Origin of the sequence: Neorhizobium descurainiae (assembly GCF_051400715.1) — a bacterium.
Classification (GTDB): domain Bacteria; phylum Pseudomonadota; class Alphaproteobacteria; order Rhizobiales; family Rhizobiaceae; genus Neorhizobium.
Window position 1 is genome coordinate 219,433 of record NZ_JBLFFK010000009.1, and the last position, 12,864, is coordinate 232,296.

Consider the following 12,864-nt stretch of genomic DNA (forward strand, 5'->3'; position numbering starts at 1 on the left):
GAGGTCGGGAGACGCTCTCAGGCGTCTTCCAGCTCCCGGGCGCGCTCGGCGCTGTCCTTGGTGCGCAGATAGGCGCCCTTGGCGATCAGCTGCCGGCGGAGCTCCTTCACGTCGATATCGGCAGGCGCGCGGTTGCCACGCACGGAGATCTTGGCGGCACGGCCTGCGGCCTCACCCATCGCCATGCAGGTCGCCATGACGCGGATCGCGCCCATCGCCTCGTGAGTTGTGGAGATCGCCCGGCCCGCGACGATCAGATTCTTCACCTTGGCCGGGATCAGCGATCGGTAGGGAATGTCGTAGCAGTCGCCGCACCAGATCAGCGTACAGCCGTCGTCGGCCGGCCGGTGGATATCGATTGGATAACTTGCCACCGCGATCGCGTCGTCGAAATGGCGGCAGCCGAGCACGTCCTCCCGTGTCATGACGTATTCGCCGATGATACGGCGCGTCTCGCGGATGCCGAGGAACGGTGCTGTCTTGGTGAAGTAGGCGTTCTCGAAACCGGGAACGTAGTTGATCAGGTAGGTGACGATGTCGTCGATCTGCGCCCGCGCCTCGATCTCGCCCGTCGTCAGGCTCGCCGCCTCGGTGCCGTCGACCCCTTTGACGCGGGTCATGTTGATCCACACCTCGCCGGCTTTGAGCCCGGTGATGATGATCGTGCGCTCATTGGGGATCTTCAGCCCCATCTCGTCTTGAGCCTTGGCGATCAGTTCGCGCAGGCCCACGATGATGAACTGGTTGTTCTGGCCGAAATATTCCGCCGGGATGAAGTCGGTCAGATAGGTGCGGGCCTGCGGCGGCTGGTTGGCGATGCTCAGCCGCAGCTTCTCGGTATCGACGCCGGCAAGGCAGAACATCAACGTCGGCGGCTGCATGCCACCATGCTCATTGCCCTTCTCGCAAGGTACGCCGGCGCGATAGGCGACGTCCGCATCGCCGGTGCAGTCGATCACGACCTTGCCGAGGATGGCGCCGCGGCCGCTCTTGCTCTCGGTGATGATGCCGCGGATCGTGTCGCCATCCATGACTACACCCGCGCAGAACGTATAGAACAGCACCTCGACGCCGGCCTCGGTCAGCATTTCCAGCGCCACCGTCTTCACCGCTTCCGGCTCCACCAGTGTGATGCCCATGTGCAGCGGGCATGGCCGATGCTCGCTCGCGGCATTGCGCACCTTTAACCGGTCGATGAACTTCTGTGGCAGGCCCTCGATGATCTGATTGCCTTTTTGGCCGAGGAAGCCGAGCACCGGCAGGCCGATGGTCATGTTGCCGCCGACGAAGCTGCGGCTTTCGACGAGGCCCACACGAAGCCCGTCTTCGGCGGCCGCAAGCGCCGAGGTCAGACCGGCGGGGCCGCCTCCGACGACAAGCACGTCATATTCCGCCATGATGGGCGTTGCCCGGGCAGGTTCCTGGATCGATCGGGTGGTGGCGTTCAGCATAGTCTGGTCTCTTTCGTGGAAGGGCCATCACGGCCCGTATCGTTCGTGCCGTATTTCCGTCCGGGCGTCTGCCGCGCGGACGGCTCGTTTGGAAATCAAGCCTGGATCAAGGGCTTCACGCGTGTGGCGATGGACGCGACCGCCTCCTTCACCGGTTTGCGGCCGAGAACAGCAAGCTGAACCTCTTCAAGGAAGATCGACTGAGCGCGCGCCGCTTCCGGGAAGGGCGGGAAGGCCCCGCGGGCATTCTTCAGCACGGCGGCCTCGACGGCGGCGACCGGGTTATTTGCGGCGAAGGACTGATCCGCATAGGTCGAGACGCGCACCGGACCATTGCCGTTCTTGGCCATGCCGAGGGTTGCGCGCTTGCTGGATACTTCCTTGATGAACTTCCAGGACAGATCCTTGTCCTTGGAGTTCGCCGGAATGACCATGCCCCAGGCTTCGACGATGGAGGACATCGGCACCTTGCCTTTCAAGTCCGCCGAGACGGGGAACTCGATGGCCTTGATCTTGCCGGGGAACTTGCTCTGCTCCTTGTTGTTCAATTGCGCGAAACGCGCGAACGGCAGAACCGTGAAGGCGGCACGCCCCTGTTGCAGCCAGGTCACCTGGTCGTCGTTCTTGGTGGTCGCGTAGCTGCGCGGCAGATTGCCCGCCTCGAACATCTTGGCCAATACGCTGAGGCCTTTTTCCATCGCCTCTGGATTGGGCAGCAGCTCGAACTTGGCGCTGATGAAATCGCCGCCGAAGGCACGCGCGAACATGACCGGGAAAACCGCGAGATCGCTCGCCAGAACCATGCCGGCGACCGGCGTGCCGGCCTTGGAGGTGAAAGTAAGCTTCTGGGCCTGCTCGACGAGTTCTTCCAGCGTGGTCGGCGGCGCGCTGATGCCCTGCTCTTCCAGAAGCGCTTCGTTATAGAAGAGGCCCTGGGTCGCATGGCGGACGGGGATGCCGGTCAGCTTGCCGTCGACCGTCATGCCCTGAACCAGGCCGGGAGCGACGTCGTCGAAATCCTCGATCGCATCCTTCTTCAGGTAATCGTCGAGCGGCTCGAACATGGCCGCAATCTGCTTGGTCGGCCGGTTGTCGATAATGTAGCCGACGTTGAAATCGGTGGCGTTGAGGCTTGCCTCGCGGAAAAGGCGGTCTTGAAGCGGATTGGAATCGAACGTCGTCCAGACGATGTCCGCATCATTTGACGACTTCCAATCCTTCAGCAGATCGCCGTCGCCGGAGCCGAGCACCGTCTGGTGCACCTTGTGGCTCAGGACGTTGAGCGTCTTGCCGGCGGCAAAGGACGGGCCGGCGGCCAACATTGCCGCACCGCCGATCGCGGTTCCGAGAAAGCCGCGCCGCGTGATGTTGTTCAATACGTTGTCTGACATAATTTTCCTCCCTTGCAGACAGTGTGGCTACCCCTTTGTCGCGCCGGCGGTCAGGCCGGCCACGAGATAGCGGTTCATGAAGATGACGAAGAGCAGGACCGGGATGAGCTGGACGGTCGAGGCGGCAAACAGCACGCCCCAATCGACGCCGTCGATCGATCCGATCATTTCGGAGATCACCAAAGGCGCGGTCTTGGCGCGGGTCGCGGTGAAGATGAAGGCGAACAGGAACTCGTTCCAGGCGAACACGACGACGAAGACGGCCACCGCCAGGATGCCCGGTGCGGCGAGCGGCACGATGACCCTTCTCAGGATCGTCAGGCGCCCCGCCCCATCGATCTGCGCGGCCTCGTCGAGTTCGCGCGGAATCTGGTCGATGAAGGTGCGCATCAGCACCGTGCCGAGCGATACGAAGAAGGTCGCATAAAGCACCATCAGCACGATATGCGTGTCGTTGAGACCGATCGCGTTGATGATCGGGAAGAGCGGCAGCGTCACGACGATCGGCGGGATGAGACGCACGACGATCAGGAACATCACGCTCGCATTGAGCATCCGGCTGCTGTAGCGCGAATAGACGTAACCGGCCGCCGTGCTGGTGGTGATCGCAAGAACCGTCGCGCCTGCCGTGATGATGGTGCTGTTCAAGAGCCCGTCGAAGAAGACGCCCCAGCCGTTCCAGAGTTCGATATAGTGCTGGAAGGTCGGCGAGAAGACGAATTTCGGCGGCACCGCGAAAATGTCCTGTCCCGGCTTGAAGGAGGACATGACGATGAAGGCGATCGGAAACAGCGACCAGGCGAGGATCACCACGACGGCGACCGTTTTTCCGAAACCGATGGCGAGCTTGTCAGTGCGCATTGCCGGCCACCTGTTTGCGAAGAAGGAAGACATAACCGGTCGCCAAGAGCAGCGACGCGAGCACCATGATCCACGCGGTTGCGGCAGCGGTGCCGAACGCATTGAAGCTGAAGGCTTCCTGGTAGAGATAGACGGCGACCACTTCCGTCGAGCGGGCCGGCCCTCCCTGGGTCATCAGCCAGACTTCGGAGAAGATCCGGAAGGCGAAGATATAGCGGAAGAGGAGCGCCACCACGATCGCGGGGCCAAGCAACGGCATGGTTACGCGACGGAAAGCGGCGAACGGCGTCGCGCCGTCGATGCGGGCGGCTTCGTAAAGATCCTTCGGGATTGCAAGACGCGCCGCGTAAAGGATGATGAAGGTGAAAGGCAGATGCAGCCAGATCGTCAGAAGACCGATCATGATCAGCGCATGCGACGGCTCGAAGGACCAATCGAGCATCGGCAGGCCGAGTGAGGTCAGAACGGCCGTCACGGGGCCGACGTCGGGATCGAAGAGGAAACGCCACATCGCAACCGCGATGACTTCGCTGACCGCATAGGGAGCCAGCACCGCGACGAGCAGGATGCGGCGGCATGGCAGGCCGCTTGCGAAGAGCAGCGCCATCCCAAGCCCGAGCGCCAGTTCCAGATGCACGGCGAAAATAACGATCAGGACCGTATTGCCGAGCGCCAGCATGAAGGCCGGGTCGGTCAGCACCTTGATATAGTTGTCGAGCCCCACGAAGGCCGCCGATTGGCCGAAGCTGGAGGCATGGAGGCTGAGCCATACGACGTAAAGCGACGGTATGACGATGACACTGAGGATCAGTATCTGCACCGGCGCGAGGAATGGCACCGCTTCGGTGATCTTGTTCAAACGCAAAATGCTCCTCCCATTCGGATGTGTTTTTGCTGGCGCTTTCTCGTCCGGCGCCTAGTGAATGCTGTTCGGCCGGTCCTTGACCGCATCTGCTGCAGGGTCGGCACCCTGCTCTTCCACTCCCTTGAGAAGCTCCTCGGCGGGAGATGGAACGAGCCGGCGCGTGGAATCCCGGACCTGCAGGCTCGTATTCAGAATGCTGGGATAAGGATCGGCAGCGTCGCCGGCGATCCGCCTCTGCAGCCGCTCCCACGCGACGCGCGCAATCTCATCGACCGGTTGACGGATGGCCGTCAGCGCCGTCTTGCGGGCGCTCATCCAGGTGTAATCGTCGAAGCCGATGACCGAGACCTGGTCCGGAATGTCGATCCGCTGTCGGGCGAGCGCCGTCAGCACCGCGAGCGTCGTAACGTTGGTGAGCGCAAAAACCGCCGACGGCAACGGATGACGTTCGAGCCAGTGGGTGAAAAGTTCCGCACCGCGTTCGGCATTCGAGCCCAGTCCGATCGCCGCGGGCGTGCGACCGAGCATCTGTTCAACGACCAAGGTCGCGCCCCTTACGCGCTCCCGGATCGGTGCGATATCGAGATGGGAGGCCGCAAGGATGATATCCGAATGCCCCATCTCGACCAGATAGCGGGCGGCAATCTCGCCCGCCTCGAAATTGTCGATCGTCACGGTGTCGGCAGCGGCCGATTTCGGCATGACGCGGTCGACGAGAACCATCGGCAGGTGGCCCACCTCACGCGAAAGGATGGCCGGCACCGTATCCGAGCACGGCACGGCGATGATCCCCGAGGGCCGCCAGCCGAGCAGCGTCTGCAGCCGCGACTCCTCCAGTTGCTTATCGTCACGGGAACTCGCGACGATGACATCATAGCCGTCTTTCAGCGCCATCACCTCGATGCGGGAGATCAGCGAGGTGAAGAACGTGTCATCGAGATCCGGCACGAGCACACCGACAACCCTGGCTCGGCCCGACTTCAGCTGCGAGGCCGCGCGGTCGACCTGATAAGACAGCTCCTTCGCGGCCTTCTCCACCTTGATGCGCAGATCGTCGTTCACCGGCTTTCGGCCGCTGAAGACGTTGGAGACGGTGGCGATGGACACACCCGCTTTCTCCGCGACTTCCTTCAATGTGGCTCGCTTTCGGCTCACCGTTGCCCCGCTGTTAAACGTTTTACCGTTAAACGTTTAACAGCTTCGGCAGGAAAATCAAGGGACCTTGATGCAGCATTCGCGACAAGATTAGATCAGCGAGAGCGCATCTTTGAGACCCAGGCCCTGCTTGGGCTGAAGGTCGAGATCGGCCTCGATATGATCGATGTGATGGACCATCAGTTCGGCCGCCCGTCCGCCCTCCCCTTTTTCGAGAGCTTCGAGAATGGCGAAATGTTCCGAATGCCCGCAGCTCGACACGCCGGACCTGCCGTAGAGCGCGATGACCAGTGAGGAGCGCGCGACGAGTTCGTCCATGAATTTCTGCAGGATGACGTTGCCTGCGACCGAGGCCAGCATGAGATGAAAATCGCCCGACGCCTTGATCTCGGCGCGCCGCGCGGCGGGGCCTCGCTCGTTCATGTAGCGCTCTTCTTCCTCGAGCTGGCGGCGGAACTGTTCGATGTCGGTGGAGGTGATGCGGTCGATGGCCGCCGCGACGATCCCTGGCTCGATCAACCGGCGGGAAGCGAAGATCTGTTTCGCCTCCTCCGGGGAGGGGTTGGAAACGAATGCGCCGCGATTGCGCTCGGTTCTCACCAGGCCTTCGAAGGCAAGCATCTGGAGTGCAGATCGTGCGACCGTGCGGCTCACGTCGAAAAGAGAGCCAACCTCGCTTTCGGAGAGCTTCGTTCCCGGCGCCAGGCGGCGATCGACAATCGCGTTGCGAAGCGCTTCCCGGATCGCCAGCGAGCGGTCCTCGGATGCGGTCTCGGTAAAGATGATTTTTTCATTGATATTCATGGTGTGATCCGCTGCGGGACCTTTGTACCCTGAGTGATCACAAAAAGCCAATAGAGTTGTCTTTGATCGAATCCAGGGATTGCATACGATTTACCCATATCATCGAAAACGATCGCACGATTTTTACGCATTCCAGCGGGCCCGCGGGACGTCTATGGAAATAAAGGCCAGTATCGTTAGAGGTTTAGCGGAACTGGCACGCCTGATGCATTGCAATATCCGACGCAAGGGAGCGCCGGATGAGCAAAGCTGCCGAAATCGACATTGTCTCTGTCTCCAAGATCTATGGTACGACGACTGCCGTTCACTCGATCAGCCTGAAAATTCCTGCCGGAACCTATTGTTGCCTGCTCGGCCCCTCGGGTTGTGGCAAGACGTCGACGCTGAGGATGATCGCCGGCCACGAGAGCCTTTCCTCCGGCGATATCCGTCTGGGCAACGCGGTCGTGACCGACCTGCCGCCCGCCAGGCGCGGCACGGCGATGATGTTCCAATCCTATGCGCTCTTCCCCCATCTCGACCTTGTCGACAACGTCGCCTTCAGCCTGAAGATGAAGGGAGTGGAAAAGGACGAGCGCCGGGCCAAGGCGATGGACATGCTGCGGCTCATGCAACTCGAAGCCTATGCAACACGCCGCCCGGCCCAGCTTTCCGGAGGCCAGCAGCAGCGTGTGGCGCTTGCCCGCGCCCTCATCACCGATCCGGAAGCGCTGCTCCTCGACGAGCCGCTTTCGGCACTCGACCCGTTCCTGAAGATTCGCATGCGCGCCGAACTCAAGAAGCTGCAGACATCGCTCGGCATCACCTTCGTGCACGTGACGCACAGCCAGGAAGAGGCGATGGCGCTTGCCGACCTGATCGTCGTCATGAACGACGGCCGCATCGAGCAGGCGGCGCATCCGCGGATGGTGTTCGAGAAGCCGGCCACCGCCTTCGTCGCCCGCTTCATGGGCGATCACAATGTCATCTCGGGCCGCGTCACCGGAAGTGACGGCAACGAATTGAGGCTCTCCGTGCCGGCCGGCGGTGAATTCCTCGCGACCGGCGGCAACGCGGCGGGCCTCACCGATACGGCTGACATCGCCATACGCACCGACCACGTGTGCATTGGCGAGCCGCCGGAGAAGGGTCTCGGCTTTACCGGATCGGTATCCAACATCGAGTATCGCGGCTCTTCGGTGAAGCTGAGCGTCAACGGCGCCGGCATCGAGGATTTCACCGCCATCCTCAGCGACACCGCCTTTTTCGCCAATCCGGTCAAGGTCGGAGAGGCGATCCCGCTGTCCTGGGGCCGCGAGGACGCCACCGTCCTTGGCCGCCTCAAGCATTGACGTCAGCCACAAAATCTCAAACCAGAGGAGAACAAGGCAATGACCGAGACCAAAAAGACGACCAAGGGAATTTCACGCCGCAACCTGCTGAAAACCGCGTCCGCCGCGGCCGGTCTTGCGGCCGGTTCCGGCGCCATCACCGGTTTTCCGACCATCTGGGCGCAGAACCCGATCACGCTGCGCCAGTTCGGCACCGGCGTTTCGAACCTCAATGCGATTGCCGAGAAGTGCAAGGCCGATCTCGGCATCACGCTCGAAATGACGGCGACCGATTCCGACGCCGCCGCCCAGCGCGCCGTCACCCAGCCGAACTCCTACGATATTGCCGACATCGAATACTGGATCTTGAAGAAGGTCTATCCGGCAGGCGTCATCCAGCCGATGGATACCAAGAAGCTCAAATACTACGACAAGATCGTGCCGCTCTTCAAAACGGGCAAGCTGAAGCCGGACAGCGTCATCGCACAGGGCACCGCGCCGCATACGGTCGGTTTCGTCGAAGGTCCCGGCGTCAAGACCTTCGCGAAGGGCGAGACCCAGTGGTTCACCATGGTTCCGACCATCTACAACGCCGATACGCTCGGCATCCGCCCGGACCTCGTCGGCCGCGAGATTTCGACCTGGGCCGACATCATGGACCCGAAATTCAAAGGCAAGACCTCGATCCTGAACATCCCGTCGATCGGCATCATGGACGCCGCGATGATCATGGAAGCCATGGGCAACATCAAATATGCCGACAAGGGCAACATGACCCGGGAAGAGATCGACAAGACGATTGATTTCCTGATCAAGGCCAAACAGGACGGCCAGTTCCGCGCTTTCTGGAAATCCTTCGACGAGAGCGTCAACCTCATGGCTTCCGGCGAAGTCGTCATCCAGTCCATGTGGTCGCCGGCCGTCGCCGCGGTCCGTTCCAAGGGTATCGCCTGCAAATACCAGCCGCTCAAGGAAGGCTATCGCTCCTGGGGTGGCGGCCTTGGGCTGGCCGCACATCTCTCCGGCGCGAAGCTCGATGCCGCCTATGAATATATCAACTGGTACACGTCGGGCTGGGTCGGCGCCTATCTCAACCGCCAGGGCTACTATTCGGCGGCCATGGAAACCGCCAAGCAGCACATGAGCGAAGACGAATGGGGCTTCTGGGTGGAAGGCAAGCCGGCCAAGGGCGATATCGTCGCCCCGGACGGCAAGATCATGGAAAAGGCAGGTGCGGTTCGCGACGGCGGTTCGTTCGAAGAGCGCATGGGCAAGGTCGCCTGCTGGAACTCGGTCATGGACGAAGACCGCTACATGGTCCGCCGCTGGAACGAGTTCATCGCGGCGTGATCAATTGCCCCTCACCTAACCTTCTCCCCGTCGCGACGGGGAGAAGAAGGGCCCGGCAGGGCGGATGAGGGTTAAAACCACCGGAGAAGCCGGACAATGGCGACGATGACATCCTCGGAAACGGACAAGATCGAAGATGCGCGGGCGAGAAGCTTCCGCGTGCCGCCGGCGCTGATTTCCTACCTGCAGGCAGCGCCGCTGACGTTGATCCTCGGCGGCTTCCTGCTGGTGCCGATCCTGATGATCGCCGTGGTCAGTTTCTGGGATTACGACTTCGCTCAGATGTACCCGGATTTCCTGACGATGAACTACACGGAAACGCTGGGATCCTGGGTCACCTGGAAAACCTATCTCAACACGCTGAAATTCGCATTTCTCGTCTGGGCGATCACGCTTTTCGTCGGCTTCTGGGTTGCCTATTTCCTGGCCTTCCACATCCGCACCACGGCCATGCAGATGGTGCTCTTCCTCGTCTGCACCGTGCCGTTCCTGACCTCCAACATCATCCGGATGATCTCCTGGATTCCGGTGCTCGGCCGTAACGGTCTCGTCAATTCGACGCTGATGAATGCCGGCATCATTTCCGAACCGGTCGAATGGCTGCTCTATTCGGATTTCGCCGTCGTGCTCGCCATGGTGCACCTCTACACGCTGTTCATGGTGACGCCGATCTTCAACACCCTCATGCGCATCGACAAGTCGCTGGTCGAAGCCGCTCGCGACGCAGGCGCGTCAAGCTGGCAGATCCTCACCAACGTCATCATTCCGCTGGCGAAACCCGGCATGGCGATCGGCACGATCTTCGTGGTCACGCTGGTCATGGCGGATTTTTCGACCGTGCAGGTCATGTCCGGCGGCCAGAGCGCCTCGGTGGCGCTGATGATGAAGAACCAGATGTCGCTCTTGCAATATCCGGCCGCAGCGGCGAATGCCGTCGTGCTGCTGGTCCTCGTTCTCCTGATGGTCGCGGGCATCCTGCGCATCGTCGACATCCGCAAGGAACTCTGAGATGCACCCCGAAAAACGCTCCCGCGAGTTCTACATTCTGGCGCTCTTCTTCGCGGTTTTCGTGCTGTTCCTCTACGGTCCGCTCTCCGCGATCCTGATCCTGTCCTTCCAGGGACCGAACGGCGGGCTTACCTTTCCGCTGAACGGCGTGTCGCTGCGCTGGTTCGCGAACCTCTTCGAAACCCAGGCGGTCGGCGATTTCGGCGGCTCCTTCCGCCGTTCGCTGGTGCTGGGGCTGATGGTGATGATCGTCACCGTGGTCGTCTCGCTGCTCGCAGGCCTTGCTTTTCGCCGCCGCTTCTTCGGCTCGACCGCCCTCTTCTATCTGGCCGTCGCCAGCCTGGTCGTGCCCTCGATCATCATCTCGCTCGGCATCGGCGTGCTCTTCCAGCAGATAGGCCTGCAACCTTCCTGGTATTCATCGGCCTTTGGCGCGCATCTCACCTGGACACTGCCCTTCGGCGTGCTGATCATGTTCGCCGTCTTCAACCGCTTTTCGCCGGTCTATGAGGAAGCCGCGCGCGATCTCGGCGCCACCTCCTGGCAGACCTTCCGGCATGTCGTGCTGCCGATGATCGCGCCGAGTCTCGTTGGCGTCGGCCTGTTCGGCTTCACGCTTTCCTATGACGAATTCGCACGCACGCTGATGACGGCGGGTACGTTCAACACCCTGCCGCTCGAGATCTACGGCATGACGACCAATGTCACGACCCCGGTGCTTTATGCGCTGGGCACGGTGACCACTGTCTTCTCTTTCATGATCATTGCCGGCACGCTCGGTCTCATCATCCGCCTCAACCGGCGCCGTCAGCGGTCCTGAAGCGATGCGCATCCTTGTTGTGAACCCCAACACGACGGCCGGCATGACAGCGACGATCACCGATTCCGCGGCGAGGGTCGCCAATGCCGGCACGGAAGTCATGGCGGTCACATCCTCCATGGGTCCCGCTTCGATCGAAGGTTACTACGACGAAGCCTTCGCCGTGCCTGGCCTGCTGATGGAGATCGCCAAGGGGGAGAAGGCAGGTGCGGATGCGGCGATCATCGCTTGCTTCGACGATACCGGCCTCGACGCCGCGCGAGCGCTCGCAAATATCCCGGTGATCGGCATCTGCGAAGCCGCACTTGCTTCGACCGCCTTCATCGCGCAGCGCTTCACCATCGTGACGACCATGGAACGCTCACGCCTGCCGATCGAGCATCTGGTCCACCGTTACGGCATGGCCGCTCACGCCAAGGTACGCGCCGCCGATATTCCGGTTCTCTCGCTCGCAGATCCGGATTCCAATGCCCGCGACCGATTGCGCAACGAGATCGCCACAGCGCTGCGCGACGACAAGGCGGAAGCAATCGTGCTCGGCTGCGCCGGCATGGCCGACCTCACCGCCGATCTTCGCGCCGAATTCGGCGTGCCGGTGGTGGATGGCGTTGCGGCAGCGGTCAAGCAGGCGGAAGCGCTGGTGACCCTCGGACTTTCCACCGCCAAGCGCGGTGCTTATGCTTCTCCTGTTTCGAAACCTTATAAAGGGATGCTCGAAGATTTCGAGCCCCGGAAGCTCACCGCGTTATGACCGCACTTCCTCTCGTCCGCCCTTTGACACGCGGTGAAGTCGAAACGCTGATGGACTGGGCGCGGGTCGAGGGCTGGAACCCCGGCCTTGCGGATGCTTCGGCCTTTCATGCCGCCGACCCGGAGGGGTTCATAGGCTGCTTCGTGAATGGCGCGATGGCCGCCGGCATCTCGGCCGTCCGCTACGGTTCCGATTTCGGCTTCATCGGCCTTTATATCGCGCATCCGGATTTCCGAGGCAAAGGCTATGGACAGACGGTGTGGGATGCCGGAATGGCGCATCTGGAAGGCCGGACCATAGGCCTCGACGGGGTACCGGAACAGCAGGCGAACTATCGCAGCATGGGATTTGAGCCGGTCTACGAAACCTTTCGCTGGAGCGGCAGTTTCGCAGCCGGTGCGACGAACCGCGTCGTCGATATCACGCCGGACCTTATCTCTGTCGTCGTCGATTACGATCGAAAGTTCTTTCCGTCGCAGCGGGACGCATTTCTTGCCTAATGGCTGAACCCGCCGAGATATGCCAAAGCGATCGTCGAGGACGGAAAGCTCAGCGGCTATGCCGTCTGTCGCCAATGTCACGACGGCTATAAAGTCGGCCCGCTCTTCGCTGACGACATTAACCTTGCGGTCCTACTGCTAAGGGCCAGCCCGGCCGCTGCCGGCGGCGAGACCCTCCACATAGACGTCCCTGCCTCGCAGGCGGAGTTTTCTGCCCATCTCTCCGGCCTCGGCTTCTCGAAGGGCTTCACGACGGCGCGCATGTATCGCGGCAGGGCTCCCACGGTGCAAATACAGGGTATTTTCGGCGTCACGACGCTCGAACTTGGCTGAGCCTGGGAAAGGCTCGATTCACATGTCGCGAACGATCTCGGCGGGCCCGGAACCATTACGTTCGCGCAAGGCGGTTGGTTTTCCGGAGGCCTGACAAGCCTCCAGAGCTCTTCATGCCTGATCAAGAATCTATCGTCAGCAGCCGAATCTTGGAGGTAGCCTCACGATAGTTCCGGGTTCTCCGCCGCCGCTCGAAGCTGGAGGATTGGGCAAGTTTTTTGAGGCTTCCGGCATGGAATATTTGCGCGCTGTAAGCATGTTGGAA

Annotated in this window: 13 protein-coding genes; 7 read left to right on the forward strand and 6 right to left on the reverse strand. The window is 61.5% G+C overall.

The window, feature by feature from the left end; genetic code table 11:
- Nucleotides 1–17 precede the first annotated feature (17 nt).
- The 6 genes from ACMGE0_RS17740 to ACMGE0_RS17765 form a co-directional block, all read right to left on the reverse strand.
- A complete protein-coding gene (locus ACMGE0_RS17740; RefSeq protein WP_436817194.1) occupies nucleotides 18–1,451 on the reverse strand; it encodes an FAD-dependent oxidoreductase in 1,434 nt (477 codons plus the stop codon).
- A 95-nt stretch (nucleotides 1,452–1,546) separates the two neighbouring features.
- Nucleotides 1,547–2,842, reverse strand: a complete 1,296-nt coding sequence (locus ACMGE0_RS17745; RefSeq protein WP_436817195.1) for an ABC transporter substrate-binding protein — start codon at nucleotides 2,840–2,842, stop codon at nucleotides 1,547–1,549.
- 27 nt (nucleotides 2,843–2,869) lie between these two features.
- A complete protein-coding gene (locus tag ACMGE0_RS17750; protein WP_436817196.1) occupies nucleotides 2,870–3,703 on the reverse strand; it encodes a carbohydrate ABC transporter permease in 834 nt (277 codons plus the stop codon).
- Nucleotides 3,693–4,562 carry a carbohydrate ABC transporter permease gene (locus ACMGE0_RS17755; RefSeq protein ID WP_436817197.1) on the reverse strand — a complete coding sequence of 290 codons (870 nt, stop codon included), beginning with the start codon at nucleotides 4,560–4,562 and terminating at the stop codon, nucleotides 3,693–3,695. Before ACMGE0_RS17755 ends, ACMGE0_RS17750 begins: the two co-directional genes overlap by 11 nt.
- 57 nt (nucleotides 4,563–4,619) lie before the next feature.
- Nucleotides 4,620–5,723 (reverse strand): LacI family DNA-binding transcriptional regulator, encoded by a 1,104-nt coding sequence (locus ACMGE0_RS17760; RefSeq protein ID WP_436817198.1) that lies wholly within the window; start codon nucleotides 5,721–5,723, stop codon nucleotides 4,620–4,622.
- 90 nt (nucleotides 5,724–5,813) lie between these two features.
- Nucleotides 5,814–6,527 carry a GntR family transcriptional regulator gene (locus tag ACMGE0_RS17765; RefSeq protein WP_436817199.1) on the reverse strand — a complete coding sequence of 238 codons (714 nt, stop codon included), beginning with the start codon at nucleotides 6,525–6,527 and terminating at the stop codon, nucleotides 5,814–5,816.
- 239 nt (nucleotides 6,528–6,766) lie between these two features.
- Here ACMGE0_RS17765 and ACMGE0_RS17770 point away from each other — a divergent pair, with 239 nt between their 5' ends.
- The 7 genes from ACMGE0_RS17770 to ACMGE0_RS17800 all read left to right on the forward strand — a co-directional run bounded on the left by ACMGE0_RS17770 (nucleotide 6,767) and on the right by ACMGE0_RS17800 (nucleotide 12,599).
- Nucleotides 6,767–7,858: an ABC transporter ATP-binding protein gene (locus ACMGE0_RS17770; RefSeq protein ID WP_436817200.1), complete on the forward strand. Its 1,092-nt coding sequence runs from the start codon at nucleotides 6,767–6,769 to the stop codon at nucleotides 7,856–7,858.
- Between the two features lie 39 nt (nucleotides 7,859–7,897).
- Nucleotides 7,898–9,187: an ABC transporter substrate-binding protein gene (locus ACMGE0_RS17775; RefSeq protein WP_436817201.1), complete on the forward strand. Its 1,290-nt coding sequence runs from the start codon at nucleotides 7,898–7,900 to the stop codon at nucleotides 9,185–9,187.
- A gap of 96 nt (nucleotides 9,188–9,283) precedes the next feature.
- Nucleotides 9,284–10,195, forward strand: coding sequence for an ABC transporter permease (locus ACMGE0_RS17780; RefSeq protein WP_436817202.1), 912 nt, complete (start codon nucleotides 9,284–9,286; stop codon nucleotides 10,193–10,195).
- A gap of 1 nt (nucleotide 10,196) precedes the next feature.
- Nucleotides 10,197–11,015 (forward strand): ABC transporter permease, encoded by an 819-nt coding sequence (locus ACMGE0_RS17785; RefSeq protein WP_436817203.1) that lies wholly within the window; start codon nucleotides 10,197–10,199, stop codon nucleotides 11,013–11,015.
- Nucleotides 11,016–11,019: 4 nt separating this feature from the next.
- Nucleotides 11,020–11,766 (forward strand): aspartate/glutamate racemase family protein, encoded by a 747-nt coding sequence (locus ACMGE0_RS17790; protein WP_436817204.1) that lies wholly within the window; start codon nucleotides 11,020–11,022, stop codon nucleotides 11,764–11,766.
- Nucleotides 11,763–12,266: a GNAT family N-acetyltransferase gene (locus tag ACMGE0_RS17795; protein ID WP_436817205.1), complete on the forward strand. Its 504-nt coding sequence runs from the start codon at nucleotides 11,763–11,765 to the stop codon at nucleotides 12,264–12,266. Before ACMGE0_RS17790 ends, ACMGE0_RS17795 begins: the two co-directional genes overlap by 4 nt.
- Nucleotides 12,267–12,269: 3 nt before the next feature.
- Nucleotides 12,270–12,599 carry a GNAT family N-acetyltransferase gene (locus tag ACMGE0_RS17800; protein WP_436817215.1) on the forward strand — a complete coding sequence of 110 codons (330 nt, stop codon included), beginning with the start codon at nucleotides 12,270–12,272 and terminating at the stop codon, nucleotides 12,597–12,599.
- Nucleotides 12,600–12,864 lie beyond the last annotated feature (265 nt).

Coding starts and splice junctions, on each gene's coding strand:
- ACMGE0_RS17750 (WP_436817196.1), bottom strand. CDS start 3,703: ATGCGCACTGACAAGCTCGCCATCGGTTTCGGAAAAACGGTCGCCGTC.
- ACMGE0_RS17765 (WP_436817199.1), bottom strand. CDS start 6,527: ATGAATATCAATGAAAAAATCATCTTTACCGAGACCGCATCCGAGGAC.
- ACMGE0_RS17790 (WP_436817204.1), top strand. CDS start 11,020: ATGCGCATCCTTGTTGTGAACCCCAACACGACGGCCGGCATGACAGCG.
- ACMGE0_RS17770 (WP_436817200.1), top strand. CDS start 6,767: ATGAGCAAAGCTGCCGAAATCGACATTGTCTCTGTCTCCAAGATCTAT.
- ACMGE0_RS17740 (WP_436817194.1), bottom strand. CDS start 1,451: ATGCTGAACGCCACCACCCGATCGATCCAGGAACCTGCCCGGGCAACG.
- ACMGE0_RS17780 (WP_436817202.1), top strand. CDS start 9,284: ATGGCGACGATGACATCCTCGGAAACGGACAAGATCGAAGATGCGCGG.
- ACMGE0_RS17775 (WP_436817201.1), top strand. CDS start 7,898: ATGACCGAGACCAAAAAGACGACCAAGGGAATTTCACGCCGCAACCTG.
- ACMGE0_RS17785 (WP_436817203.1), top strand. CDS start 10,197: ATGCACCCCGAAAAACGCTCCCGCGAGTTCTACATTCTGGCGCTCTTC.
- ACMGE0_RS17745 (WP_436817195.1), bottom strand. CDS start 2,842: ATGTCAGACAACGTATTGAACAACATCACGCGGCGCGGCTTTCTCGGA.
- ACMGE0_RS17795 (WP_436817205.1), top strand. CDS start 11,763: ATGACCGCACTTCCTCTCGTCCGCCCTTTGACACGCGGTGAAGTCGAA.